This window comes from Mumia sp. zg.B17 (assembly GCF_019550915.1).
Lineage (GTDB): Bacteria > Actinomycetota > Actinomycetes > Propionibacteriales > Nocardioidaceae > Mumia.
This window is the reverse complement of the sequence record NZ_JAHWCI010000005.1, coordinates 420,715-443,610: the sequence shown is the minus strand read 5'-3', so window position 1 is coordinate 443,610 and position 22,896 is coordinate 420,715. Positions and strand designations below refer to the sequence as shown.

26 protein-coding genes are annotated in these 22,896 nt (G+C 71.4%); 12 read left to right on the top strand and 14 right to left on the bottom strand.

What is annotated here, in order from left to right:
* Positions 1-69 precede the first annotated feature (69 nt).
* The gene (locus KV097_RS07775; protein ID WP_220340994.1) at positions 70-2,196 is read right to left on the bottom strand and encodes a DEAD/DEAH box helicase; all 2,127 of its coding nucleotides are present in this window, start codon (positions 2,194-2,196) and stop codon (positions 70-72) included.
* 255 nt (positions 2,197-2,451) lie between these two features.
* Positions 2,452-3,249 carry an SDR family oxidoreductase gene (locus tag KV097_RS07770; RefSeq protein ID WP_220365550.1) on the bottom strand — a complete coding sequence of 266 codons (798 nt, stop codon included), beginning with the start codon at positions 3,247-3,249 and terminating at the stop codon, positions 2,452-2,454.
* A 136-nt stretch (positions 3,250-3,385) separates the two neighbouring features.
* On the opposite strand from KV097_RS07770, the gene KV097_RS07765 reads away from it, so the two are divergent.
* From KV097_RS07765 to KV097_RS07730, 8 genes are all read left to right on the top strand, one after another.
* On the top strand, positions 3,386-3,553 hold the full coding sequence (locus KV097_RS07765; protein ID WP_220340996.1) for a hypothetical protein: 168 nt from the start codon (positions 3,386-3,388) through the stop codon (positions 3,551-3,553).
* A 147-nt stretch (positions 3,554-3,700) separates the two neighbouring features.
* Complete coding sequence (idi, locus tag KV097_RS07760) at positions 3,701-4,252, top strand: isopentenyl-diphosphate Delta-isomerase (protein WP_220340997.1); 552 nt, start codon at positions 3,701-3,703, stop codon at positions 4,250-4,252.
* A complete protein-coding gene (locus tag KV097_RS07755; RefSeq protein ID WP_220340998.1) occupies positions 4,249-5,307 on the top strand; it encodes a polyprenyl synthetase family protein in 1,059 nt (352 codons plus the stop codon). Before idi ends, KV097_RS07755 begins: the two co-directional genes overlap by 4 nt.
* Positions 5,304-6,191: a squalene/phytoene synthase family protein gene (locus KV097_RS07750; protein WP_220365549.1), complete on the top strand. Its 888-nt coding sequence runs from the start codon at positions 5,304-5,306 to the stop codon at positions 6,189-6,191. Before KV097_RS07755 ends, KV097_RS07750 begins: the two co-directional genes overlap by 4 nt.
* Positions 6,188-7,765 (top strand): phytoene desaturase family protein, encoded by a 1,578-nt coding sequence (crtI, locus tag KV097_RS07745; RefSeq protein WP_220365548.1) that lies wholly within the window; start codon positions 6,188-6,190, stop codon positions 7,763-7,765. Before KV097_RS07750 ends, crtI begins: the two co-directional genes overlap by 4 nt.
* Positions 7,756-8,112, top strand: coding sequence for a lycopene cyclase domain-containing protein (locus KV097_RS07740; RefSeq protein WP_220341001.1), 357 nt, complete (start codon positions 7,756-7,758; stop codon positions 8,110-8,112). The genes crtI and KV097_RS07740 overlap by 10 nt, the downstream gene beginning before the upstream one ends.
* Positions 8,109-8,420 carry a lycopene cyclase domain-containing protein gene (locus KV097_RS07735; protein WP_220341002.1) on the top strand — a complete coding sequence of 104 codons (312 nt, stop codon included), beginning with the start codon at positions 8,109-8,111 and terminating at the stop codon, positions 8,418-8,420. The genes KV097_RS07740 and KV097_RS07735 overlap by 4 nt, the downstream gene beginning before the upstream one ends.
* Positions 8,417-9,313 carry a prenyltransferase gene (locus tag KV097_RS07730; protein ID WP_220341003.1) on the top strand — a complete coding sequence of 299 codons (897 nt, stop codon included), beginning with the start codon at positions 8,417-8,419 and terminating at the stop codon, positions 9,311-9,313. The genes KV097_RS07735 and KV097_RS07730 overlap by 4 nt, the downstream gene beginning before the upstream one ends.
* On the opposite strand, the gene KV097_RS07725 is transcribed toward KV097_RS07730, so the two are convergent.
* Together KV097_RS07725 and KV097_RS07720 are read right to left on the bottom strand one after the other, a co-directional pair.
* Entirely contained in the window at positions 9,256-10,050 is a 795-nt protein-coding gene (locus KV097_RS07725) for a glycosyltransferase family A protein (RefSeq protein WP_220346743.1), read from the bottom strand. The genes KV097_RS07730 and KV097_RS07725 overlap by 58 nt on opposite strands.
* Positions 10,047-10,631 (bottom strand): hypothetical protein, encoded by a 585-nt coding sequence (locus KV097_RS07720; protein ID WP_220346744.1) that lies wholly within the window; start codon positions 10,629-10,631, stop codon positions 10,047-10,049. Before KV097_RS07720 ends, KV097_RS07725 begins: the two co-directional genes overlap by 4 nt.
* Positions 10,632-10,715: 84 nt before the next feature.
* Between KV097_RS07720 and KV097_RS07715 the strand changes: the two genes are divergently transcribed.
* The 4 genes from KV097_RS07715 (at position 10,716) to KV097_RS07700 (ending at position 13,732) form a co-directional block, all read left to right on the top strand.
* Positions 10,716-11,270: an RNA polymerase sigma factor gene (locus KV097_RS07715; RefSeq protein ID WP_220341006.1), complete on the top strand. Its 555-nt coding sequence runs from the start codon at positions 10,716-10,718 to the stop codon at positions 11,268-11,270.
* Complete coding sequence (locus KV097_RS07710; protein WP_220365547.1) at positions 11,267-11,959, top strand: anti-sigma factor domain-containing protein; 693 nt, start codon at positions 11,267-11,269, stop codon at positions 11,957-11,959. The genes KV097_RS07715 and KV097_RS07710 overlap by 4 nt, the downstream gene beginning before the upstream one ends.
* A 41-nt stretch (positions 11,960-12,000) precedes the next feature.
* Positions 12,001-12,564, top strand: coding sequence for a hypothetical protein (locus tag KV097_RS07705; protein WP_220341008.1), 564 nt, complete (start codon positions 12,001-12,003; stop codon positions 12,562-12,564).
* 145 nt (positions 12,565-12,709) lie between these two features.
* A complete protein-coding gene (locus KV097_RS07700; RefSeq protein WP_220365546.1) occupies positions 12,710-13,732 on the top strand; it encodes a zinc-dependent alcohol dehydrogenase family protein in 1,023 nt (340 codons plus the stop codon).
* Between the two features lie 66 nt (positions 13,733-13,798).
* Here KV097_RS07700 and KV097_RS07695 read toward each other — a convergent pair whose 3' ends face one another.
* The 10 genes from KV097_RS07695 to KV097_RS07650 are packed head-to-tail and all read right to left on the bottom strand — an operon-like array spanning position 13,799 to position 22,863.
* Positions 13,799-14,959: an acyl-CoA dehydrogenase family protein gene (locus KV097_RS07695; RefSeq protein WP_220341010.1), complete on the bottom strand. Its 1,161-nt coding sequence runs from the start codon at positions 14,957-14,959 to the stop codon at positions 13,799-13,801.
* Positions 14,956-15,396 carry a Zn-ribbon domain-containing OB-fold protein gene (locus KV097_RS07690; protein ID WP_220341011.1) on the bottom strand — a complete coding sequence of 147 codons (441 nt, stop codon included), beginning with the start codon at positions 15,394-15,396 and terminating at the stop codon, positions 14,956-14,958. Before KV097_RS07690 ends, KV097_RS07695 begins: the two co-directional genes overlap by 4 nt.
* A complete protein-coding gene (locus tag KV097_RS07685; protein WP_220365545.1) occupies positions 15,393-16,538 on the bottom strand; it encodes an acetyl-CoA acetyltransferase in 1,146 nt (381 codons plus the stop codon). Before KV097_RS07685 ends, KV097_RS07690 begins: the two co-directional genes overlap by 4 nt.
* The gene (locus KV097_RS07680) at positions 16,535-16,981 is read right to left on the bottom strand and encodes a MaoC/PaaZ C-terminal domain-containing protein (protein WP_220365544.1); all 447 of its coding nucleotides are present in this window, start codon (positions 16,979-16,981) and stop codon (positions 16,535-16,537) included. The genes KV097_RS07685 and KV097_RS07680 overlap by 4 nt, the downstream gene beginning before the upstream one ends.
* Positions 16,978-17,475 (bottom strand): MaoC family dehydratase N-terminal domain-containing protein, encoded by a 498-nt coding sequence (locus KV097_RS07675; protein WP_220365543.1) that lies wholly within the window; start codon positions 17,473-17,475, stop codon positions 16,978-16,980. The genes KV097_RS07680 and KV097_RS07675 overlap by 4 nt, the downstream gene beginning before the upstream one ends.
* Position 17,476: 1 nt before the next feature.
* Entirely contained in the window at positions 17,477-18,688 is a 1,212-nt protein-coding gene (locus tag KV097_RS07670) for a Rid family hydrolase (RefSeq protein ID WP_220365542.1), read from the bottom strand.
* Positions 18,685-20,055 (bottom strand): MmgE/PrpD family protein, encoded by a 1,371-nt coding sequence (locus tag KV097_RS07665; protein WP_220365541.1) that lies wholly within the window; start codon positions 20,053-20,055, stop codon positions 18,685-18,687. Before KV097_RS07665 ends, KV097_RS07670 begins: the two co-directional genes overlap by 4 nt.
* Positions 20,052-21,296: a CaiB/BaiF CoA-transferase family protein gene (locus tag KV097_RS07660; RefSeq protein ID WP_220346753.1), complete on the bottom strand. Its 1,245-nt coding sequence runs from the start codon at positions 21,294-21,296 to the stop codon at positions 20,052-20,054. Before KV097_RS07660 ends, KV097_RS07665 begins: the two co-directional genes overlap by 4 nt.
* The gene (locus tag KV097_RS07655; RefSeq protein ID WP_255559276.1) at positions 21,293-22,333 is read right to left on the bottom strand and encodes an LLM class flavin-dependent oxidoreductase; all 1,041 of its coding nucleotides are present in this window, start codon (positions 22,331-22,333) and stop codon (positions 21,293-21,295) included. The genes KV097_RS07660 and KV097_RS07655 overlap by 4 nt, the downstream gene beginning before the upstream one ends.
* Entirely contained in the window at positions 22,330-22,863 is a 534-nt protein-coding gene (locus KV097_RS07650) for a MaoC family dehydratase (protein ID WP_220341018.1), read from the bottom strand. The genes KV097_RS07655 and KV097_RS07650 overlap by 4 nt, the downstream gene beginning before the upstream one ends.
* Positions 22,864-22,896: the final 33 nt, after the last annotated feature.

The window sequence follows — 22,896 nt, the reverse complement described above, 5'->3', positions numbered from 1 at the left end:
TAGATCGTCGTAGCGCCGGGCGACAAGCAACGTGTCACCCAGCGTTACGACGTCACGCTCGTACGGCCGTCAGTCGCCCCGCTCCTCCAGCGCGTCGGTGAGCAGCCCGACGAGAGCCTCGAGCTGGACGTCGGCCGACGCCTTCTCGTCGAGGGCCTCGCCGTCCAGCGCCGTCGCGGCCAGCGCGGCCTTCGAGTCGATCAGCTCGGCGACCTTCGCGTCGATCGTCTGTGCGCCGATGATCCGCCACGCGGTGACCGGCTCGGCCTGACCGATGCGGTGCACGCGGTCGATCGCCTGCGTCTGCTCGGCGTCGGTCCACGAGAGCTCGGCGAGCACCACGTTGGACGCGACCTGAAGGTTGACGCCGACGCCGGCGGCGGTCAGCGAGCACACGATCACCGCGACGTCGGGGTCGTTCACGAACGCGTCGATGTCGCGCTGGCGCTGCGTCGACGTCTGGTCGCCGCGGATGGTGGCGTAGCGGAGTCCGCGCTTGGCGAGCGTCTCCTCCGCGACGTCCATGACGTCGAGGTGCTTGGCGAAGAACACGACCTTGCCGACGCTGCGAGCGAGCTGCGCGGTGTAGTCGGCGGCGAGACCCGCCTTGGCCAGACCGATCCGGCGCATCATCCCGAACACGTTGCCGGTCTCGTTCGTGTCTTCCTCGCGCTCCCACTTGGCGACGAGACGGACGAGCTCGCGGTCGATCCCGTCGACGACCTTGCCGGCCGCGCGGTGCTCCAGCGCGTTGTCGTACCGGGCGACCATCCGGCGGGCGAGCACGCGCTCGGCCTCACGGATAGAACGTCCCGTCTCGCCGTCGAGCTCGACCGGGATGTCGGCGATGCGACGCGCCGGGATGTCGGCGGCCACGTCGATCTTGCGGCGGCGGACGATACCGAGGTCGACGACGCACCTGCGGGCGGCGGCGTAGAAGCCGGGCTCGCCCGGCTCCAGTCCGGTCTCCTCCAGCGCCGCCATGAGCTCGGCCTCGGGCTTGCGGTCGTCGATCCAGCCCAGGAACTGCCAGATCGCCCGGAAGTCCTCGATGTCGTTGATCAACGGCGTGCCCGTGAGCGCCATGAGCAGCGGCCGGGCGGTCCGGGAGCGGATCCGCTCGGAGAGCTCGAGCGCGTGCTGGGAGCGTTGGGACTTGCGGTTCTTGATGAAATGGGCCTCGTCGACCACCATGCCGCGGAAGCCGTGCTCACCGAGCCAGCCGATGTGGCGGTCGAGGACCTCGTAGTTGACGACGACGATGTCGGCGAACCCGTCGATCGTGGTGCCGTCACCGTGGATGACGGTGGCGGTGCGCCGCGGGGTCCACAGCTGCGCCTCCCGCGCCCAGTTGATCTTGACGACGTTGGGAGCCACCACGAGCAGGGGATAGGCGTCGGCCGACTGGGCCGCGAGCAGCGCCTGCGCCGTCTTGCCGAGCCCGGGTTCGTCGGCGAGCAGGAAGGTGCGGTGGCCGTCGGCGGCCGAGGCGACCAGCTGCGCCTGGTGCGGCATCAGGTCGCGGCCGTCGCGGGTACGCAGGGTGGTGGGCGTCGGCAGCTCCATGCTGGAGGCCGGTCCGCCCTGCTCGAAGGACCGCAGCAGCGGCTCGATGAGCTCCCAGTTCGCGAGGCGTCCCGCGCCGGTGCGACGGGGCTTGGCAGCGGAGAGGTCGGGAGTGAGGAAGGGGTTGGCCAGCTGGCGCGCGACCACCGACTGCGGCACGACCTGGCGGTCGGGCGCCGGTCCTGCCTCCTCAGGAGCCGCGACCGGCTCCTCCTCGACCTCGATGCCGGCGGCCGTGAGCATCTCGCGCCGCAGCGACCTGGCAGCGGGGGAGGGTACGGCGTCGTCGGCGAGCAGGGTGAAGAGGGAAGGGTCTCGAGCCGCGGTCGTGGCCAGGATCGTCGCGATGCCGTCGAGGCGCTTCAGCTGCTCGGCCCGGCGCGCCTCGGGGATGTCCTCCTGCTTGATCCTTGCCCGCTCCTCGCGGACGAGCAGGGCGATCACCTGGAACGCGGTGCGCGTCGAGGACGTCGCCGTCCCGCGCTGGACCGCCCGTTCGACCTCGCGTACTGCCTGGGCGAGCAGAGGGAGGATGCCGACGTTGTCGGCGTCGACCTTGCGGTCACGGGTCGACCGCCGAGCCCCGCCCTTGCGGCGCGGGTCCGGTCGACGCTGGGTCGGTCGAGCCAACGATCCTCCTCTGGAACGGGGCCGCCGTGCGCGACCCCTGGCACCGGCGACCGCGGTCACGCACGAAGCCGCCAGAAGGCGGTCGTGCTGCCGCGGTGCCGTATCCGCCCGTGGGCGGCGGAGACCGTCGAGCGAGTGCGTGCGACGGGTGAGGGACGACGAATGTCGATGTCCTCATGAATCTCCGGACAGCTGCTTCGGTGACGATGATACGCCGTCGGGCGCCCGGTGGGGGGATCTGGTGGCGTGGCCACCTCAGCGATCTCCGCGCGGCTTGGCCAGGGGCGCCTGGAAGCGGGCCGAGACCGCCCCCGGCAGGCGTCTTGTGACGATGCTCTGCACCTTGAGGATCTTCGACCCGCTCACGACTCGCCGCTTGCCGGCCATCATCGCGGCGAAGCCTTCCCGTGCCACCGTCGCCGGGTCCGCCTTCGGCCCGCGTGCCAGCCAGGTCTCCTCCATCTTGGCGCGGGCGAAGAAGCGCGTGTCGGTGGGGCCAGGCTCGAGCGACGTCACCGTGACGCCGGCTCCTCGCATCTCATACCTCAGAGCCTGGGCGAAGGACGAGAGGAAGGCTTTCGACGCGGCGTACGTCGACTGGAAGGGCCCGGGCCCGTCCGCGGCGATCGACGACGTCACCATCAAGCGCCCTTCGCCCCGGGCGACCATGCCGGAGAGCAGGTGGTGCGCGAGCCAGACCGGTGAGACGACGTTGACGCCGACCACGCGCAGGTGGTCGGCAAGGTCGGCGCGGTCGAAGCGGCCGTGGACACCGACCCCCGCGTTCAGCACGGCGGCTGACACCGGTCGGCGGTCGGCGACCAGGGCAGCCACCACGTCGTCGTTGCCGGAGGGTGTCGCCAGGTCGGCGGTGAGCGGCCGCACGTGCTCGCCCAGGCCCGACCGGGCGATGTCGTCGGTCATGTCCTCGTCGGAGACCGCGATGAGGTCGAAGCCCGCGCCGACGAACTCGTCGACCAGGGCGCGCCCGATGCCGCTCGATGCGCCGGTCACGACGCCGAGCGGGCGGGGAGGGGCGGTGGGAGTGCTCATGACGGCTGGGTACCCACGACCCCGGCCGCCCACGCACGAGGGCGCGGCACGGTCGGCGCCTCATTGTCGGCGCCTCACGGTTGGCGCAGTACGGGATGGGTAACGGCGTCTCATCGACATCCGCACAGGAGGTGAGGTGACGATGGAGAACAAGGACACTCTGTCCGTGGACGAGGCCGCCGCGCTGTACGAGGAGCGCAACCGCCGCGCACGCCGGGTGGCGGCGTACGTCGTCACGACGGGGGCGGCTGTGCTCGCGTCCGTGGTGGCCTTCGGCGTCGCGGGTCTCGAGCAGGGAGGCTGAGCGGCAGCGCATCGGCGTCGGTGTCCCGCGCGCCGTGGGCAGCAGCGTGGCGTGGCGTGGTGCGGGCTCCCAGGTTTCGGACGACGATGGAAAATGGAGGCACAATTAGTTAGATTATCTATCAAGTAATCGACGAACGGGAGTTTGATGGGCAACTGGGCCGACTTGGTCGTCCTCCTTGACGAGGATCATCAACCAGCGGGTGTTGCCCCGCGTGCGGAGGTGCACGATGCTTCCACGCCGTTGCACCTGGCGTTCTCCTGCTACCTGTTCGACCAGGAGGGGCGCCTCCTCATGACTCGCCGAGCCGTCGGCAAGCGCAGCTGGCCGGGCGTGTGGACGAACTCCTTCTGCGGGCATCCGCGACCGGACGAGGCGATCGAGACGGCGGTCCATCGCTACGCCGACCACGAGCTGGGCGTCCCGATCCGCGAGCTGACACCTCTGCTCCACGACTTCGTCTATCGTGCGGTCGATCCGGCCGGGGTGGTCGAGCACGAGCTCTGCCCGGTCTTCGCCGCCGTCTGCGACGGGGACATCGAGCCGAATCCCGCCGAGGTCGAGGAGTGGAGGTGGGTCCACCTCGACGAGGTTCTCGAGGTCGTCGCGGTGGCACCGTGGACCGTCAGCCCGTGGATGGTCGCGCAGGTCGACCAGCTCCACCGTGCCGACCGGTCGCCGTGGGTGCGTACCCGATGAGCGCCGAAGGCGGAGCCAAAGAGTTCTCGTCCGCACTCGACGCCGAGGTGGCCCGGCACCTCGCCGAGCTCTGGTCAGGCGGCTCGGGCGGGGTCGACGGGGACGCGCTCCGAGCAGCGCTGGACGACGCCGTGACCGGCGGCAAGCGCTTCCGCCCGCACCTCCTCGCAGGCGTGCACCATTCGCTCGGCGGCGGCGCTCATGCCGCGGTCGCGCAGACCGCTGCGGCGGTCGAGCTGCTCCACACGGCCTTCGTGATCCACGACGACGTCATCGACGGCGACGACGTGCGTCGAGGCCGCCCGAGCATTCCGGGACGATTCCGCCGCGCGGCTCGCGATGCCGGCTCGCCCCCTGAGCGGGCCGACACGTACGCGCTCGCCGGTGCCGTCCTGACCGGCGACCTGGCACTCAGCGCGGCGTTCCGCGCGATCGCCACCACGCCGGCACCCTCCGACGTCCGACAGCAGGTGCTCGACCTCGTCAGCCAGGCGTCCTCCGCGTCAGCCGCCGGCGAGCTCACCGACGTACGCCTGTCGGTCGGTGGTGAGTGGCCGACGGTCGTCGAGACGCTCGAGCTCGCCGAGCACAAGACGGCGGCCTACTCCTTCGTCCTCCCGATGCAGCTCGGGGCCGTCCTGGCCGGTGCAGCGCCGGACGTGGTGGCGCAGGTGTGCGAGGCGGGTCGGTTGCTCGGCATCGCCTTCCAGCTCTACGACGACCTCGCCGGCACGTACGGCGACCCGGGGGAGACGGGCAAGAGTCGTACGGCCGACCTTCGTGAGGGGAAGTGCACGCTGCTGCTCGTCCACGCCCGCGGCACCTCGTCGTGGTCCCAGGTCGAGCCCTACTGGGGCAACCTGGAGATCACCGAGGACGACGCGGCGCTCGTCCGGTCGGCGTTGGAGGCCTGCGGGTCCCGCGCCTACGTGGAGCAGGTCGCCGCCGACCATCTCCGGGCAGGGCTCGAGCAGGCCGCGGACATCGGGGTCGACGCGCCCGTGCTGACGTGGCTCGCCAGCGTCCCTGCGCGCCCGAAGGTCGGTGCGGCGTGACCGCGCTGGTCTCGGGGTCGCCGTCCGGTGTCTCGGCCTCGGACCTCTACGACTCGGTCGCCGACGAGAGCGCAGCGTTGGTGATCCGCCGCTACTCGACGTCGTTCGCCCTGGCGACCCGCCTTCTGGGCGACCGGGTGCGGACCGACGTCAAGAACGTGTACGCCCTGGTGCGCATCGCCGACGAGGTGGTCGACGCCCCTCGCTCGGGCGCCCGCGCGGAGGAGCGCCGAGCCCTGCTCGACGCGCTCGAGGCGGAGACGGAGGTAGCACTCGAGCGCGGCCACAGCGCCAACCTCGTGGTGCACGCCTTCGCGCGCACCGCGCACAGGTGCGGCATCGGGCTCGACGTGGTGACGCCGTTCTTCTCGTCGATGCGCGTCGACCTCGAGCCGGTGACCCACGACCCCGAGAGCTTCGCCACCTATGTCTACGGCTCCGCCGAGGTCGTGGGACTGATGTGCCTGCGTGCGTTCCTCCGCGGTGTCCCCGATGGTCAGGCTGCCTACGACGGGCTCTCCCCAGGCGCTCGACGGCTCGGGGCCGCGTTCCAGAAGATCAACTTCCTGCGGGATCTCGCGGCCGACCACCACGACCTCGGGCGCTCCTACTTCCCGGGCCTGGACCCGTCGTCCCTGTCGGACGGCGAGCGTGACGCGATCCTCGACGACATCGACGACGACTTTCGCGTCGCTGCGGCCGCCATCGCCGGCCTCCCGGCGGACTGCCGCCGAGCCGTCGATGTCGCGCGGGCGCTGTTCGGCGAGCTGGCAGTGCGCCTACGAAGCACGCCCGCGGTGCAGATCCGCGAGCAGCGCGTCAGGCTGTCGGCGCCGGTGAAGGCTCGTGTCGTCGCCGGAGCCCTCGCCAGGAGCGGGCGGTGAGCGGCGGTCACGCCGTCGTGATCGGGGGTGGCATCGCCGGTCTCGCGTCGGCGGCCCTCCTGGCTCGCGAGGGATGGAGCGTCGAGCTGGTCGAGCGCAACGACCGTGTCGGTGGTCGCGCAGGGCAGTGGAGCAAGGACGGGTTCACCTTCGACACCGGACCGTCCTGGTTCCTCATGCCCGAGGTCTTCGACCACTTCTTCCGGCTCTTCGGCACCTCGTCGGCCGAGCAGCTCGACCTCGTGCGCCTCGACCCGGCCTACCGTGTGTTCTTCGAGGGTGAGGACGAGTCGCTCGAGATCCGGTCCGACCGAGCGGCGAACCTCGCCACGTTCGGATCGCTGGAGGAAGGCGCCGACCGGGCACTCGACGCGTATCTTGATTCCGCGCGTGAGGCCTACGACCTCGCCGTACGCCGGTTCCTGTACGGGACGTTCGCCTCGAAGGCGTCGCTGCTGGCCCCGGACGTCGTGCGCCGTGGCCCGCGCCTCGCGGGCCTGCTCACCCGTTCGCTGGAGTCGCACGTGGCCGCGCGGTTCTCCGACCGCCGGCTGCGGCAGGTGCTCGGATATCCAGCGGTCTTCTTGGGGACCGCGCCCGACCGTGCACCCAGCCTGTACCACCTGATGAGCTCGATGGACCTCGACGAGGGCGTGCTCTACCCGCAGGGCGGTTTCACCACCTTGATCGACGCGATCGAGGGGATCGCGACCCGCGCGGGTGTCCGGATCTCGACGTCGACCACAGCGACGGCCGTCGAGGTCGACCGGACGGGGCGCCGCCCGTCGGTCAGCGGCGTGACGGTCCGCGACGATGACGGGGGGAGCCGGACTCTCCCGGCCGACCTCGTGGTCGGGGCGGCCGACCTGCACCACGTAGAGACCCGCCTGGTCCCCCCGGACCTGCAGACCTATCCCGAGGACTGGTGGGCGGAGCGTGATCCAGGCCCAGGCGCGGTGCTGGCGTGCCTCGGCGTGCGCGGCGAGCTGCCGGAGCTGGCCCACCACTCGCTGTTCTTCACCCGCGACTGGTCGCGCAACTTCGGTGACATCTTCGACCAGCCCACCCGTGTCCCGGACCCCGCGTCGGCGTACGTGTGCAAGCCGTCGGCGACCGATCCCTCGGTCGCGCCTGCCGGGCACGAGAACCTCTTCGTGCTCGTCCCCGTGCCGGCCGACCCGACGATCGGGCGGGGAGGGGTCGACGGCTCCGGTGACCCGATGGTCGAGAAGACCGCCGACGCGGCGATCGCCCAGATCGCCGCGTGGGCCGGGGTGCCCGATCTCGCCGAGCGCGTGGTGGTTCGCAGGACGATCGGGCCGGGCGACTTCTCGACCGATCTCAACGCCTGGTCGGGGGGCGCCCTCGGGCCCGCGCACGTGCTGCGGCAGAGTGCGTTCTTCCGCGCCGGCAACTCCTCCAAGAAGGTCTCGGGGCTGCTCTACGCGGGTGCCGGGACCATCCCGGGGGTCGGTCTGCCGATGTGCCTCATCAGCGCCGAGCTGGTGATCAAGCGCGTGCGGGGCGACCGGTCGACAGCCCCCCTCGCAGAGACGGAGGCACCATGGGCCTGAGCTACCTGGTGGCGGTCGTCGTGTCGATGCTCTGCATGGGACTGGTCGACCGGCGTTGGCGGCTGTTCCTCTTCGCAGGCCGGCCCGGACGGGCGCTCGCCCTGGTCGGCGCAGGCGCCGCTCTCTTCCTCGGCTGGGACCTGGCCGCCATCGAGGCCGGGATCTACGAGCGCGGCGGGTCACCGGCGATGACGGGCCTCGAGGTGCTGCCGGAGCTCCCGCTGGAGGAGATCTTCTTCGTCGTCTTCTTCTGCTACCTGACGATGGTGCTCCACCGGCTGCTCCTGCGCGTGCTGGCGCCGGCTCCCCGCGTCGCCGCCCGGGTGCGAGAGGAGAGCGCACGATGACGCACGCCGAGCTTGCCGTGCCCTTCATCGCCCTGTCGCTGGCGGTGCTCGCTGCCGGTGTGCTCCGACGTCGGCCGACGGCTCGTTGGTGGTGGGCGACGGGGCTGACGATGCTCGTCCTGATGGTGCTCACCGTCGTCTTCGACAGCATCATGATCGCCGCCGACCTCTTCCGCTACGGCGACGGCCAGATCTCCGGCGTACGGATCTGGCTCGCGCCGGTCGAGGACCTGACGTGGCCCGTGGTCGCGGCGCTGGCGCTGCCCGGCCTCGCGCTCCTCCTCGGCGACCCGGGGGAGGAGTCGTGACCGCCACCGTCGGCTCCGGACGAGAGCGACAGCGCGTGCTCGGCCAGGTCGTCGCGTCGTCGCGTCCGCTGAGCTGGGTCAACACCGCCTACCCGTTCGGTGCCGCCTACCTGCTCGCCGGCGGCGGGGTCGACCTCACGCTGGTCCTCGGCGTCCTCTACTTCCTGGTGCCGTACAACCTGCTGATGTACGGGGTCAACGACGTCTTCGACTACGAGTCGGACGTGCGCAACCCGCGCAAGGGCGGTGTGGAGGGGGTCGTGCTGGACCGCGCGGTCCACCGCACGACGATCGTGGCGGCAGCGGTGACCAACCTGCCGTTCCTCGTCGCGCTCGTCGTCCTCGGCAGTCCGGCGTCCTCGGCGGTGCTCGCGGTCGTCGTCTTCGCGGTGGTCGCGTACTCCGTGCCCGTGCTGCGCTTCAAGGAACGCCCGTTCCTCGACTCGCTGACGTCGAGCACCCACTTCGCCGGGCCGGCGTGCTTCGGAGTCGCCGTGGCGGGAGCCTCGTTCTCCACCACGGTGGTCGCCGCGTTGCTGGCGTTCTTCCTGTGGGGCATCGGGTCGCACGCCTTCGGGGCGGTTCAGGACATCGTGGCCGACCGCGCCGGCGGGATCGCGTCGACGGCGACCTGGCTCGGTGCTGCGGGGACGGTCCGCGTGGCGCTCGGGGCCTACGTGGTCTCGGGCCTGCTGCTCCTCACGCTCCCGTGGCCCTACACGCTCGCGGCGGTGCTGGTCGTGCCCTACCTCGTCAACGCCGCCCCGTACCACGCTCTGAGCGACGTCGACTGCGAGCGCGCGAACGCGGGGTGGCGCCGGTTCCTCTGGCTGAACTACCTGACCGGCTTCCTCGTCACCCAGCTGCTGATCCTCGCGGCGATCGGCTGGTAGCGGTCGCGCCAGCGCAGCCACGGGGGCTGCACGCTCCAGTTGAGCGCGAGCGTGGTGCGTGCCCGGTCCAGGCGGCGTCGTAGCTGCCTGCCCCCGCGCAGGGAGCGTCCCGACACGCCCACCGAGACCGGCACGAGCCGGATTCTCCGGGCCGGGCCCAGCACGAAGGCGAGGTCCATGTCGTCGTGGACGTCGGCGTCACGGTGGACCCCGTCGCGGATCTCCTGCCAGGTCGCGCGCCGGAACGCCATGTTGGACCCCCACAGAGCCGTGTGCCCGAGGGCCAGGTGGGTGAAGAGGTAGTAGGCACCGAGGTACATGACGGCGCTCATCCGCCCGAGGCCGCGTGGGAGGTCGTAGAACCTGCCCAGCCCCGTGACGGCGTGGAGTCGCGGGTCGTCGACGAGGTGGCGGACGAGGCGTTCCACCCACCGAGGACCCGGGACGGAGTCGGCGTCGCAGCGGAGCACGATCTCACCCGTCGCCGCGTCGTACCCCGCCGCCGTCGCCGGTGCGATGCCGACCTTCGGCTCGACCACCACGCGGGCACCATGGGCGCGGGCGACGGCGGCACTGTCGTCGCTCGAGCCGTTGTCGACCACGACCACCTCCGTCGGTGGCAGCGTCTGGTCGGCCAGGCGCCGCAGGCACTCCTCCAACGCCACGGCGTCGTCGCGTACGGGGATGACGACCGACACCGAGATCGGAGCGGACAGCCTGGGGGCCTGTGAGGTCACCGGCGCGCTCCGGCGAGCAGCAGGCCGCGTGCGAGCAGGATCCCGGCCACGACGGAGCCGACCGTGCCGGCGGCGAGGTCGCCGAGCGTGTCGTGGTATCCCACCTGGATGCTCTCGTCGATCTGCGTGTGACCGAACCACTCTCCGAGCTCCCACAGGGTCGCGAGCGCCACGCCGAGCGCCGTGGTGACGAGCGCGCTGCCGAGGCGTGCCCGTCGCAGCTGCGGGTCGTCCACCGGGGCGACGGCGTTGAGCCGCACCAGGGCGAGGTGCACGACCGTTGCGACCAGGCCCGTGACAGCGGTGTGCACGACCAGGTCGAGCCAGCTCACGGCGACGTACCAGTCGAGCTGGGCGGCCCACGCCGCGACGAGGATCGCGAGGCAGTAGGAGAGGTCGAGCGCTGCCGGGGCTCCCAGGGCTCGCGGGATCATCGTGCCCCCCAGCACGAAGAAGAACAGCGCGCCGCCGAGGCCCCCGTAGGCGAAGACACCGGCGACCACGCTCACCGCCGCAGCGAAGCGGACGGCGTCCCCGATCACCGGCGTCGCGGTGCGCCGGATCGGCTGAGCACTGGCCATGCCCCGACCGTAGCCGCCAGCAGGTAGTCGAAGAAATTCAGCCTCGGCGCACATCCACCAGCCGACCCGCTCCGAACCAAGAGCATGGACTTCGCCGCCGATGTCGTCGGTCAGTCGATCGGTCTGCGCCTCGCACACCGCGACGAGACCGCGCTCCAGGACGCCTACGAACGCTACGCACCCGTGGTGCTGGCCTATGTCACCGGCTTCGTCGGCCGGGACGAGGCCGAGGACGTGCTCCAGCGGACGTTCCTCGACGTCTGGCGCAGCGCTGCGCGCTACGACCCGGCGCAGCGGTTCACGGGGTGGCTGTTCACCATCGCTCACCGTCGGGCGGTCGACACGCTGCGGGCTCGACGCCACGTCGTCGTCGACATGGACCTCGCCCGCGATCTCGTCGGCGACGACGGGAGGGAGACGGTGAACCGGTTCGCGGACGCCGCGGACGTGCGATGGGCCGTCGCCCGGCTGCCCGAGCACGAGCGCACGGTGCTCGAGCTCGCCTACTTCCGCGAGCTGACGCAGCGGGAGATCGCCGTACGGCTCGACGTGCCGTTGGGGACGGTCAAGGCGCGTGCCTCGCGGGGGACCCGACGGCTGGGCCAGATCATGCGCGCCTCCGACGAGGCCGCGCGATGAGCGCCGAGCACCCGGACCACGTCGGGCTCCTGCGCGGTGAGCTGACCAATGCCGAGGTGCTGGAGCTCGGCGGTCACCTGGAGGCGTGCGACGAGTGCCGGGACGAGCTCGTCGCCCTGGTGACCGGGCACGGGCTGCTGGCGGCCACGATGCGTGCGCTGCGTCCCCGGGAGCCGATGGAGACCCCGTGGGTCCCTCCGCTGACGGTGACGCCCGCCCGACCACGGTGGCGTCGACCGGCCGTCCTGGTGGCGGCGGCCGCGCTCGTCGTCGCGGGCGCGGCGGTCATCCCCCTCGTCGAGGGCGGCTCCGAAGGCTCCACGCCGACCGCCCGCCGTACGGCTGCGCTGGCGCCGGTCGACGGCTCGGCACGTGGCCGGGTGGTGATGACCGAGGGCGCCGGCGCGGTCCGGATGACGATCACCACCCGCGACCTCCCGCGAGCCGCGCGCGGCGACTACTACTACGCGTGGTTGTTCGAGCCTGCGACCGACAAGATGCTCGCGCTCGGCGTCGTCGACCCCGATGGCGTCACCGCCTTCGAGGTCGCGCGCGACCTCGTCGAGCGCTACCACGCCCTGGACGTCAGCCTCGAGAGCGACGACGGCGACCCGGGCCACTCGATCACCTCGGTGCTGCGCGCGAACTACACGCCCGAGGCATCCAAACCTCCCTCTGCAACGAAGTAGTGGGTAGGCACGATTCTCGCCATCGATCTGGAGGAACTCCCATGAAGAAGCAAAAACTCGCCGGCGCGCTCGCAGCGTTCGCCGCGACGTTCGGGCTCGTCGCCGTCGGCACGGCGACGCCGGCCCAGGCAGCCGAGCAGAAGCCCAAGGTGGGCTACACGCAGGTCACCGTCGCACCCGCCGTCTACAAGCTCGTCGCCGGGGCCGGCATCACGCCTGCTCCTGTCGGTGGGGCCAAGGCCTTCGCCTACAAGAACACGCTGGCGGCGCGCTTCCCGATCACCAACGCCTCGCTCCGCACGCTCAAGATCAAGCACAGCGGCGGGATCAGCCTGACCGCCGGGTCGCGAACGATCGCCCTGCGGCGCTTCACCATCGACCTGAAGCGCCTCCGGGTCAGCGGCAAGGTCTCGGGCTCCATCGGCAACGCCGGGCGTGTCAATCTCTTCAAGATCCGTCGTTCGAGCCGTCCCGGCCTCGGCGTCGTGCGTCTCACCCTGACGAAGACGGCTGCGCAGGCGCTGAACGCGACGTTCCGTGTCCACGCCTTCAGCGCGGGCGACACCTTCGGTTACGCGACCCCGCGTCCGTTCGCACGCTTCTGAGGTTGCTGAGCGAGCACCCTGGGTGCTTGATGGTACGAGCGGTCTGAGGGCAGGACCTGCGCGTACCGACCGATCCGCGTGGCCGCGTCTCCACCACGGAGGCGCGGCCGCGTCGGTGTTGTCGTGGACCTTGGGGGGAGCGGGCATGCGTGGTGTGGTGATGTACGGACCGGGCGACGTGCGGGTCGAGGAGCGTGACGATCCCACGATCGTCGAGCCGTCCGACGCGATCATCCGCGTCTCGGCCACCTGCGTCTGCGGCTCCGACCTGTGGCCCTGGCGCGGGGTCGAGACTGTCGAGGGACCGGCGCCGATGGGCCACGAGTACGTCGGCGTGGTCGAGGAGGTCGGTCCCGACGTCAGCAACGTGCGGCCCGGCCAGTTCGTCGTGGGCTCGTTCTTCGCCTCCGACAACACCTGCGAGATCTGCGCGGCGGGCTACCAGTCGCGCTGCGTCCACGCCGTGGGGATGGGCGGGATCGGGACTCAGGCGGAACGGGCGAGGATCCCCCTTGCGGACGGGACTCTGGTCGCGACTCCCGACCTGCCCCCGGCCGAGCTCCTGCCCAGCCTGCTGGCCGCCTCCGACGTGCTGGGTACGGGGTGGTTCGCCGCCGTCGCGGCAGAGGTGGCGCCAGGGAAGACGGTGGCCGTCGTCGGGGACGGGGCAGTGGGGTTGCTGGGTGTGCTCGCTGCGCGTCGTCTGGGCGCCGAGCGCATCATCGCGATGAGCCGGCACGCCGACCGCCAGGCCCTCGCCCGCGAGCTTGGGGCGACCGACGTCGTCGAGGAGCGCGGCGACGAGGGGGTCGCCCGGATCAAGGAGCTCACTGGTGGTCTCGGTGCGCACAGCGTGCTGGAGGCGGTGGGTACGCAGGAGTCGATGATGCAGGCGATCCGATCGACGAGGCCCGGGGGACACGTCGGATACGTCGGTGTCTCGCACGACGTGAGCCTGCCCGGGGACGAGCTCTTCTTCGCCGACGTGCACCTGCACGGCGGGCCGGCACCGGTGCGCCGCTTCCTGCCCGAGCTGGTCGACCTGATCTGGCGACGCGAGATCGACCCAGGTCGTGTGTTCGACCTGAGCCTCCCGCTCGAGGACGCTGCGGCGGCGTACGAGGCGATGGATCAGCGCCGGGCGATCAAGGCCTTCCTCACCGTCTGATCGGGGTCGCGGCGGTCGACCGCGGCGAGGGTCGCGGTCAGCTTCTCGACCTGGCCGCAGCTGCGGTCATCCGACGACCGTCTCGCCGGCGATGAGCGACTTCGCGACGACGGTACGGAGGATGTCGTTGGTCCCCTCTCCGATGCTCATGAGGATGGAGTCGCGATAGAGGCGCTCGACCTCGAACTCGGTCGAGTAGCCGTACCCGCCGTGGATCTTCATCGCGTCGATCGCCGCCTGCAGCGCCACCTCGGAGCAGAAGATCTTGGCCATGCCGGTGGCACCGTCGGCCCGTCCGCTGCGGACGGCGTCGGCAGCCCAGTAGGCCATCAGACGGGCGGCCTGGACCTGCGTGCCGAGCTCGCCGAGCTTGAGCTGGATCGCCTGGAAGTCGGCGATGGGCCTGCCGAACGCCTTGCGCTCGCCGGCGTAGGCGAGGGCCTCGTCGTGTGCTCGCTGTGCGATCCCGACCGACCGTGCGGCGATGTTGACGCGGCCCCACTCGAGGGCGGAGAGGACCTGCTGCATGCCCCGGCCCTCGACCCCGCCGACCAGCTGACCGACCGGCACGCGTACGTCGTCGAGGAGGATCTCGCAGGACTCGGTGCCCTTGTAGCCGAGCTTGGGGATGTCCTTGGTGACCTCGAAGCCTGGGGTGTCGGCCTCGATGAGGAGCACGCTCATGCCCTTGTGCGCCGGAGACGCCGACGGGTCGGTCTTGACCAGCACGGGGAGCGGGTCGGCGTAGCGGGCGTTGGTGATCCACATCTTGGACCCGTTCACGACGTAGTGGTCGCCGTCGAGTCGGGCGGTGGTCCGGATGCCCTGGAGGTCGGTCCCGGCGTCCGGCTCGGTGAGGCCGATGCCACTGCGCCGCTTCCCGGTGGCGAGGTCGGGGAGATAGGCGCGCTTCTGGTCCTCGGTGCCGTGCATCGCGATCAGGCGGCAGGCGAGCGAATGGCTGCCGAGGATCCCCGCGACGCCCATCCAGCCCCGGGCGATCTCCTCGAAGACGAGCGCGAAGGACACGGGGTCGAGGTCGAGGCCGCCGTACTCCTCGGGCACCGTGATGCCGAACAGGCCCATGTCCTTCATGCCGTCGACGATCTCGGTGGGGTAGCGGCCGGACTGCTCCCAGTCGCGGGCGACCGGGACGATCTCGCGGTCGACGAACTGGCGCAGCAGCGCCTTGAACTCACGCTGGTCCTCGTCGAGCTCGAACTTCATCGGGACTCCTCGTTGCGGTCGATAGGTCGGAAGCAGGGGAGGGCGCGGCCGTCGGGCAGGTCGGTCCACGCGACGGTGACCGTGTCGCCGATCGTCCACGCCTCCGGGTCGTCGCGGCCGTCGAGACGGGTGAGGAGGATCGGCCCCTCGGGCAGCCGCACGCGGGCGACGACGTACGGCACCGGGACGTCGGGGCGGGGGGCACGGTGGACGACGGTGAACGAGTCGACCGCTGCCGTGCCGTCGGTGTCGACCGGTCGCAGGGACCGGGTCGACGAGCACCCGGTGCAGAGAGCACGCGGCGGATGCTGCCGGTGACCGCACTCGCCGCACTCCTGGACGGTGAGGCGGTGCTCACGGGTGGCGTCCCACCACGGGCCGGTGACCTCGTCGGCGGGCGGGACCTCAGCGGGGACCCAGTGGCTCTGCTCGCTCATCGGTCGACTCCCAGGACGACGGTCGCATGGGTGGAGAGGATGCCGCCGGTCCCGTGGGCGACCGCGACCTCCGCGCCCGGCACCTGGCGGTCGCCGCACTCCCCGCGCAGCTGGCGGACCGCCTCGACCAGCAGCAGGACGCCGTACTGGCCGGGATGGCAGTACGAGAGGCCGCCCCCGTTGGTGTTCAGCGGCAGGGCGCCGCCGGGCCGGATCCGGCCGTCGGCGATGTAGTCGAGCACCTCACCGGGTCCGCAGAACCCGAGCGCCTCGACGCTGAGGGCGGCGGTGATCGTGAACGAGTCGTAGACCTCGAGCACGTCGACGTCGGCCGGTGTGATCCCGGCGCGCCCGAACGCGTCGGCACCGGACCCGATCGCGCCGGGGCGGGTGAGGTCGTCCACGGCGGTGAACGACGTGTTGGTGGTCCGCTCGCCGTAGCCGAGCACGTGGACCGGCTTCTGGCGCAGGTCGCGAGCCCGCTCGGCCGAGGTGAGGACGACCGCTCCTCCACCGTCGGTGACCAGGCAGCAGTCGGCTGCGGTCAGCGGCGAGGAGATCATCGTCGACCCGACCACGTCGGCGACGCTCAGCGGTCCCTTGCCGTAGCGGAACGCCTTCGGGTTGAGCAGCGCCCATTCCCTCGCCGCGACCGCGATCTCCGCGAGCTGCTCGCGGGTGCCGCCGTAGCGGTGGAGGTAGGCCCGCGCTGCCATCGCGTAGTACGACAACGGATAGAGGACGTCGTACGGCTCCTCGAACTGAGCCTCGGGGACCCACGCCTCGTGCACGCCACCGAGCCGGCGCGAGCGCGCCGAGCGCTGGTTGGACGCGAACGAGATCACCACGACCTCGCACTGCCCGGCCTCGATCGCCTGGGCGGCGCGCGCGACGAACATCTCGAACGCGCTGCCGCCGGCGAACGTGGAGTCGGTCCACGTCGGCACGATGCCGAAGTAGTCGGCGAGCTGGGTGGCGGAGAAGCGCGACACCCCGGTCGTCGCGATCCCGTCGACGTCGGCGAGCGTCAGGCCGGCGTCGTCGAGCGCCCGGGTGACCGCCTGGGTCTGGAGGCCGAGGATCGAGAGCCCGGTGACGCCGAGGTCGGACTCGGCGGCACCGACGATCGCGACGCCGCTCACGGGCGGCCGGTCCCGTCGGCGCGGCCGAGCAGGACCCGAGCCGACGCGGGGCGCACGGCGAAGCGGTCGTCGGCGCCGTCCGAGCCGAGGATCGTCGCGCTCATCGCGACCTCGACGGCGTCCTCGGAGACGGCGACCACCTGGCCCTCGCACCGGACCGTCTCACCGGCGAACATGAGGTTGCGGAACGTGAAGTCGATCGTCTGCACGAACGAGTCCGGGCCGAGCCAGTCCTGGAGCATCTCGACCAGCAGCGCCCCGAACACCTGGCCGTCGACGACCGGACCCGGGAGCCGCTTCTCGGCGACGTAGGCGGGGTCGTAGTGCAGCTGGTGCCAGTCCCAGGTGGCGCCGGCGTAGGCGACCATGTCGGTCAGCGTGATCGTGCGCTCCAGCGGCGGCACCGGCTGGCCGACCGCCGGGGGAGAGGTCGGCGTGCTCATGCGGCCCCCAGGGCGATGAAGATGATCGTCTCGGTGTTCTCGGCGAGGAAGTCGCCGTCCTGGTTGGTGTAGGTCGCCGTCGAGGAGACGATGAGCATGTCCGCGCCGGCACGGTTGGTCTTCTCGGTCGCGTCCGTGATCTCCCACGTCGCCGTGACGACGTCGTCGGGTCGGACGCGGCGCCCGAAGGTGTAGCGGTTGCCGCCTCGGACCTGACGGGTGTCGGGGACGCTCAGTCCCCAGGTGTGTCCGGCATAGCCCTCGGCGTCCGCGGGCAGCCCGGCGTACTGGTTCGTCTCGCAGATCAGCGTCGGCGGCAGCGTGACGCCGGGCAGGCCGTGGTCGCGGGCGAACGTCGCGTCGGTGTAGAGCGGGTTGTCGTCGCCGACGGCGAGGGAGAAGTAGCGTCCGCCCGCGGCGCCCATCGGCTCCGGCGCGGTGTAGACGCGGCGGGTGCCGATCAGCGACCGGACCTCGTCGGTGAGCAGACCCACGTCAGCCCTCCTCGGGGTAGAGCGCGGTCGGGAACACCTCGAGGAGGAACTCGGGTCGCAGCAGCCCCGCGCAGATCGCACCGGTCGACGCGGGCCACGGTGGGGAGAGGAGGCGTTCGCGCACGGCGGCCACGGCCCGGTAGTCCGGGAGGGCCGACTCGACGCAGTACTCGGTGGTCTCGAGCAGGTGGGTGGCGTCGAGGCTCTCGTGCTTGAGCAGGTGGAGGATCGCGCCGTACGTCGCCTCGGCCTGCGCACCGATGTCGTCGGGGTGCAGCGCCTCCTGCGTCTCCATGTCGAGCGCCGCGAACCCGGACATGTAGAGGGTGCGCCCGGCGCGCACGCCCGGGGCGTACGTCAGCGTGTCGTAGCGCGACCAGCCGGGGTTGACCAGCTCGAGCGGATGACGGGAGGCGGTGACGTCGATCGCGACGAGCTGATCGGGGTGGTGCAGCCGGCTCATGAGGATCCCGCCGGCCCCCGGGTAGACGCCGGCGCCGCCGAGCAGCTCCTTGCGGACGCGGTGCGTCTTCCGGTACACCGACCGGGTCTCGGGCGTGGAGTAGTCGTAGGTGGTGACGGCGTCGTCCAGCGACAGCCCGGCCTCCCGCAGCAGCACGTCGGCCTGCTCGAGGCAGTAGCGGTACTGGCCGACGAAGTCGCCGGGTGCGACCACCTCTCCGGAGGCGTCGACCGGGATCATGGTCGGCAGGTACACCGCGCCGTCGTGGCCCTCGCGGACGGGCGAGGCCGCCCACGTCCCGGCATCGCGAGCCTCGCTGGCGGCGCGCAGCTCCTTCCCGCCACCGGCGACCGCGTGCAGCTCGACCTCGAGGAGCGCGGCGCGCCGCACGAGGCGGTCGACGACGACCGTGCGCAGCGTCGGTTGGTGCTCGCCGAAGAGCTCGCGCCGTACGGCGGCGGCCGCCTCGTAATCAGGCAGCCCGGCCAGCGTGACGTTCTCGGTGATGCGGGTGACGTCACCGGGGCCGAGGCCTGCGCCCGCGAGGATGGTCAGGACCTTCTCGTACGCGGTCCGCGCCTGCTGCTCCATGCTGCCGCCGACCGTCATCTTGCCGATCGCCGGGTCGTGCGACGCGGCGGTGTGCCCTGACGTCCACGCGGTCTCGCCCTCGGCCAGTCCCAGGCAGAAGGTGAACCCCTCGTACGGGAACCACGGGAACGACGGTGGGCGGATGGCGCTGAGCGTCATGGGTGGCCTCCTGGGACCGATGCGGTGTGGAGCGCTGCGAACAGACCATCGAGGGACGGCTGGTCGGCCAGGTGGGTGACGACGTCGACCACCTCGTCGCCGCCGGGCCCCGCGTTGGCGAGAAACTTGTCACGGATCTGCCGGACCGACATCGGGTTCGCGGTGGTGCCCGAGCTGGCCGCGACGGTCCCCGTGATCTCGCGGCCGTCGACCAGCCGGACGACGACCCGACCCGGAGCATCCGCCGCGTGGCCGGCACGCGCGCTCGTCTGCCACGAGACCTTCTCCGCGAGGGCGGCGACCTCCGGGCGTGCGAGCGAGTCGCCCTCGTACGTCGCGAGGCCGACCGCGCCGTCGACGATCATCGCCGCGGTGGACCAGGGGAGCGAGAACTTCGCTGCGTACGGCGACCCTGGTCGAGCGAGGTCACGGCGCTCGTCGCAGACGGTCGGAGCAGAGTCCGGATGGACGTCGGCGACGACGGCGGCGACCTGCGTCGCGTCGAACGGCACCGTCGCGGCGGCGTCGGCGACGGCGTCCAGGGTGGCGTGCATCAGCTGGCACGCCGGGTAGGGCTTGATCCCGATCCTGACCGTCTCCCACCGCTCGCCCAGCGCCGCGACGACCGACCCAGGATCGGCCTCGACGGCGGACAGGGCGTCGTAGACCCCGTGCGGACCGTCCAGGACGGTGTCGGGTCCGCTCGCGCCGGCGGCCGCGAGGCGCGCCGCGAGGATCCCGGAGTGGGACGCGAGGCCCGGGTGCAGCTGCTTGGTGCTGGCGTCGGTGCCGAGGAACGCGAGGAGCCCGCCGGCCTGGCTGCCGGCGATGCCGAGGGCGTCGGTCGCCGCGTCCTCGTCGAGTCCGAGGAGCCGCGCGGCCACGAGCGCCGAGGAGAAGACGCCGGCGACCATCGTGGCGTGGAGGCCGCGCGCGTGGAACCCGTGCGGCGCGGCGGCGGCCACCCGGCAGACGGTCTCGTAGCCGACGAGGGCGGCGTCCAGGACCTCACGGCCACTCGCGCCGACCTGCTGCCCGACCGCGAAGGCGGCCGGGAGGACGACCGCGGTGGCGTGGACGAGACCGCCGGCGTGGGTGTCGTCGAAGTCGAGACCGTGGACCATCGCCCCGTTGGCCAGCGCCGCTGCCGGAGCACCGACGGGCGCGGCGACTCCGATGACGTTCGCCTCCGGGCGGCCGCCGAGGCCGGCGGCGACCTCGACCGCGGCCTCCACGCTGCCGTACCGGCGGGCGGCGAGGGCGGCGCCGAGGCCGTCGAGGAGGTGGCAGAGGGCCGCCTGCTCGACGTCACCGGGCGCGCCGACAGGTTGCAGTCCCCAGCGTGCGAGCGTGCGAGCGGTGCTCATCGTGCTGCTGCCGCCGTCGCGTCCGGGTCCTGCCCCTCGGGCTCGTCGCCGAAGGCACCACGGCGCCGGAGCGCCGCGACGTCGGCGGCCGACAGCTTGAGGATCTCGGTGGCGATCGCGTCGAGGTCCTCACCGCGCTGCGGTGCCCGGCGGTAGTCGGGTGTCTCCGATCCGACCCGGACGGGCGACGCGAGCTGCTCGAGCGACCCGTAGCGGGGGTGGTCGGTGGTGACCACGAGGTTGCGCGCCCGGGTGTGCTCCTCGGTGAGCGCCGCCTCCACGTCGTTGATCGGCCCGCAGGGGATCGACGCGGCATAGAGCTCGGGCAGCCACTCGTCGACCGTACGGCCGCGGAAGATGTCCTCGAGCGTCTTCACCAGCTCGTCACGGTTCTCCCGGCGCGACGCGAACGTCCCGTACGGCGACCCGTGCTCGGCCCACTCGGGGTGTCCGACGACGGCCGCCAGTCGCGTCCAGAACTTCTCCTTGGCACAGCCGACGACCAGCCAGCCGTCGGAGGCCTCGAACACCTGGAACGGCACGAGCGACGGGTGGGCGGAGTGACGGGTGCGCTCCGGGGTGAAGCCGGCGTTGAGGTGCCAGGTCGCCGGGTAGGTCAGCATCGCGATCGCGGTGTCGTAGAGGCTGACGTCACAGTCCATCCCGACACCGTCGCGACGTGCGGCGTGCACGCCGGCGAGCAGCGACAGGGCGGCGACGAACCCGCCGGAGTAGTCGACCATGGACAGCCCCGACTTCGTCGGAGGACCGTCCGGCTCACCGGTGAGGTCCATCCAGCCGGCCAGGCCCTGGAGGATGTAGTCGTAGCCGGGCTCGGTGCTGCGCGGCCCGGTCATCCCGAAGCCGGTCAGCGACACGCACACGATGGCCGGGTTGAGGTGCTTGAGGTCGTCGTAGGTGATCCGCATCTTGGCCGGCACGTCGCCCCGCAGGTTGGAGTAGACGACGTCGGAGACCTTGACGAGGTCCTCGAACACCTCCCGGCCGGCCTCGGTCGTCAGGTCCAGCGAGAGGCTGCGCTTGTTGCGGTTGAACGTCTCGAAGAACAGCGAGTCCTCACCGTCGGCGTACGGCGGCACGTAGCGCCCCACGTCGCCCCCGGCGCGTGGGTCCTCGATCTTGATGATCTCGGCACCGAGGTCGGCGAGATGGACGCTGCCGAAGGGCCCGGCGCCGTACTGCTCGACGGCGATGACGCGGATGTCCTCGAGCGGCTTCATCGACGTGCTCCTGTGAACTCGGCGATCATGTCGATGATCGCGGCCTGGGCCGTACGGGTCTCCGCAGCATCGATGCCGTGGGTGGGTGGGCTGAGCTTGACCGAGTCGGCCACGCCGTCGTACTCGGCGACCCGGGCGACGACCTCGTCACGCGTCCCGGCGAGGGTGAGCGCGTCGACCATCTCGTCGCCGACGACGTCGGCGAGGTAGTCGGCGCCGGTCCCGGCGCGGAAGGTCTCGATCACCCGCTGCTGAGCATCGCCGAGGCCGTGGAACTCGAACATCTCCGCGTACGTCTTGACGGTGGCGTAGAACCCGACGCCGCCGGCGGCCCGGCGGCGTGCCCGGCCACCGTCGGTGTCGACGGAGCAGCACGCCGACACGACGACGTCGAGATCGTCACGGGTCTTGCTCTCGGCGCGCGCGATGCCGGTCTCCAGCTCGGGCAGCAGCCGCTCGGCGAGGTACTTCGGCGAGCACAGCTCGTGGCTGATCCACCCGTCGGCGATCTGGCCCGCCAGCCGCATCATGAAGGGACCCATCGCCGCCAGGTAGACGGGGATGTCGGGTCGGGTGACGGCGAACGGCCGCTCGTAGCCGCGGATCCGCATGGGCTCCCAGTCGCCCTCGGCCTCCATCGTCTCGCCGCTGGTCGACTTCTCCCAGAACAGCCGGATGTTGCGCACGGTCTCGCGCAGGTGGGGGACCGGCTTGCCGAAGGTGACGTTGTGCCAGTCCTCGTTGAGGCGCTGGACACCGGTGCCGAGCCCGAGGACGAACCGGCCGCCGGAGAGCTCGTCGAGATCGAGGGCCTCGAGGGCGGTGATCATCGGGCTCCGGGTGAAGGCGAGCGTGATCGCGGTGCCGACGCGTGCCGTACGGGTGCCGGTGGCGAGTGCCGCCGCAGTCACGGTCGCGCTGCGGTGCAGCTCGGAGCTCCACAGCACCTCGGCTCCGGCGTCCTCCGCCCGCCGCCCCGCCTCGACCAGCTCGGCGAGGGTCTCGCCCCAGGGCTGGTAGGTGATCCGCAGGCTCATCGAGCGCTCTCGGTGTCGAGCGACAGCGGCGTCTTGCCCGCGGGGAACGTGTCTTCGACCTGCTCGGCGCCGCGGCGGTAGACGTAGAAGGTCCTCTTGAAGGAGCAGACCTCGTCGCCGTCCTGGTTGAGGGTCCGGGTCCGCACGGTGACGATGCCGGCGTGCGGACGGCTGGCCGACTCCCGCTTCTCGAGCACCAGCGACTCGCTGAACAGGGTGTCGCCGGCGAAGACGGGGTGCGTCATCCGGATCTCGTCCCAGCCGAGGTTGGCGAACGCGTTCTGGGTGATGTCGGTGACGCTCTGGCCGACCGCGATGGCGACCGTCAGCGTGGAGACGACCAGCGGCTTCTCGAACTCGGACTTCTTGGCGTACTCGGTGTTGAAGTGCATCTGGTTGGTGTTCATCGTGAGCAGCGAGAACCAGGTGTTGTCGTTCTCGGTCACCGTCCGGCCGAGCGGGTGCTGATAGACGTCACCGATCTCGAAGTCCTCGAAGAATCGTCCGGTCCATCCCTGCTTGTGACTCATCGTCACCCTCTCGGTCGAAGTTGCGTGCTGCCT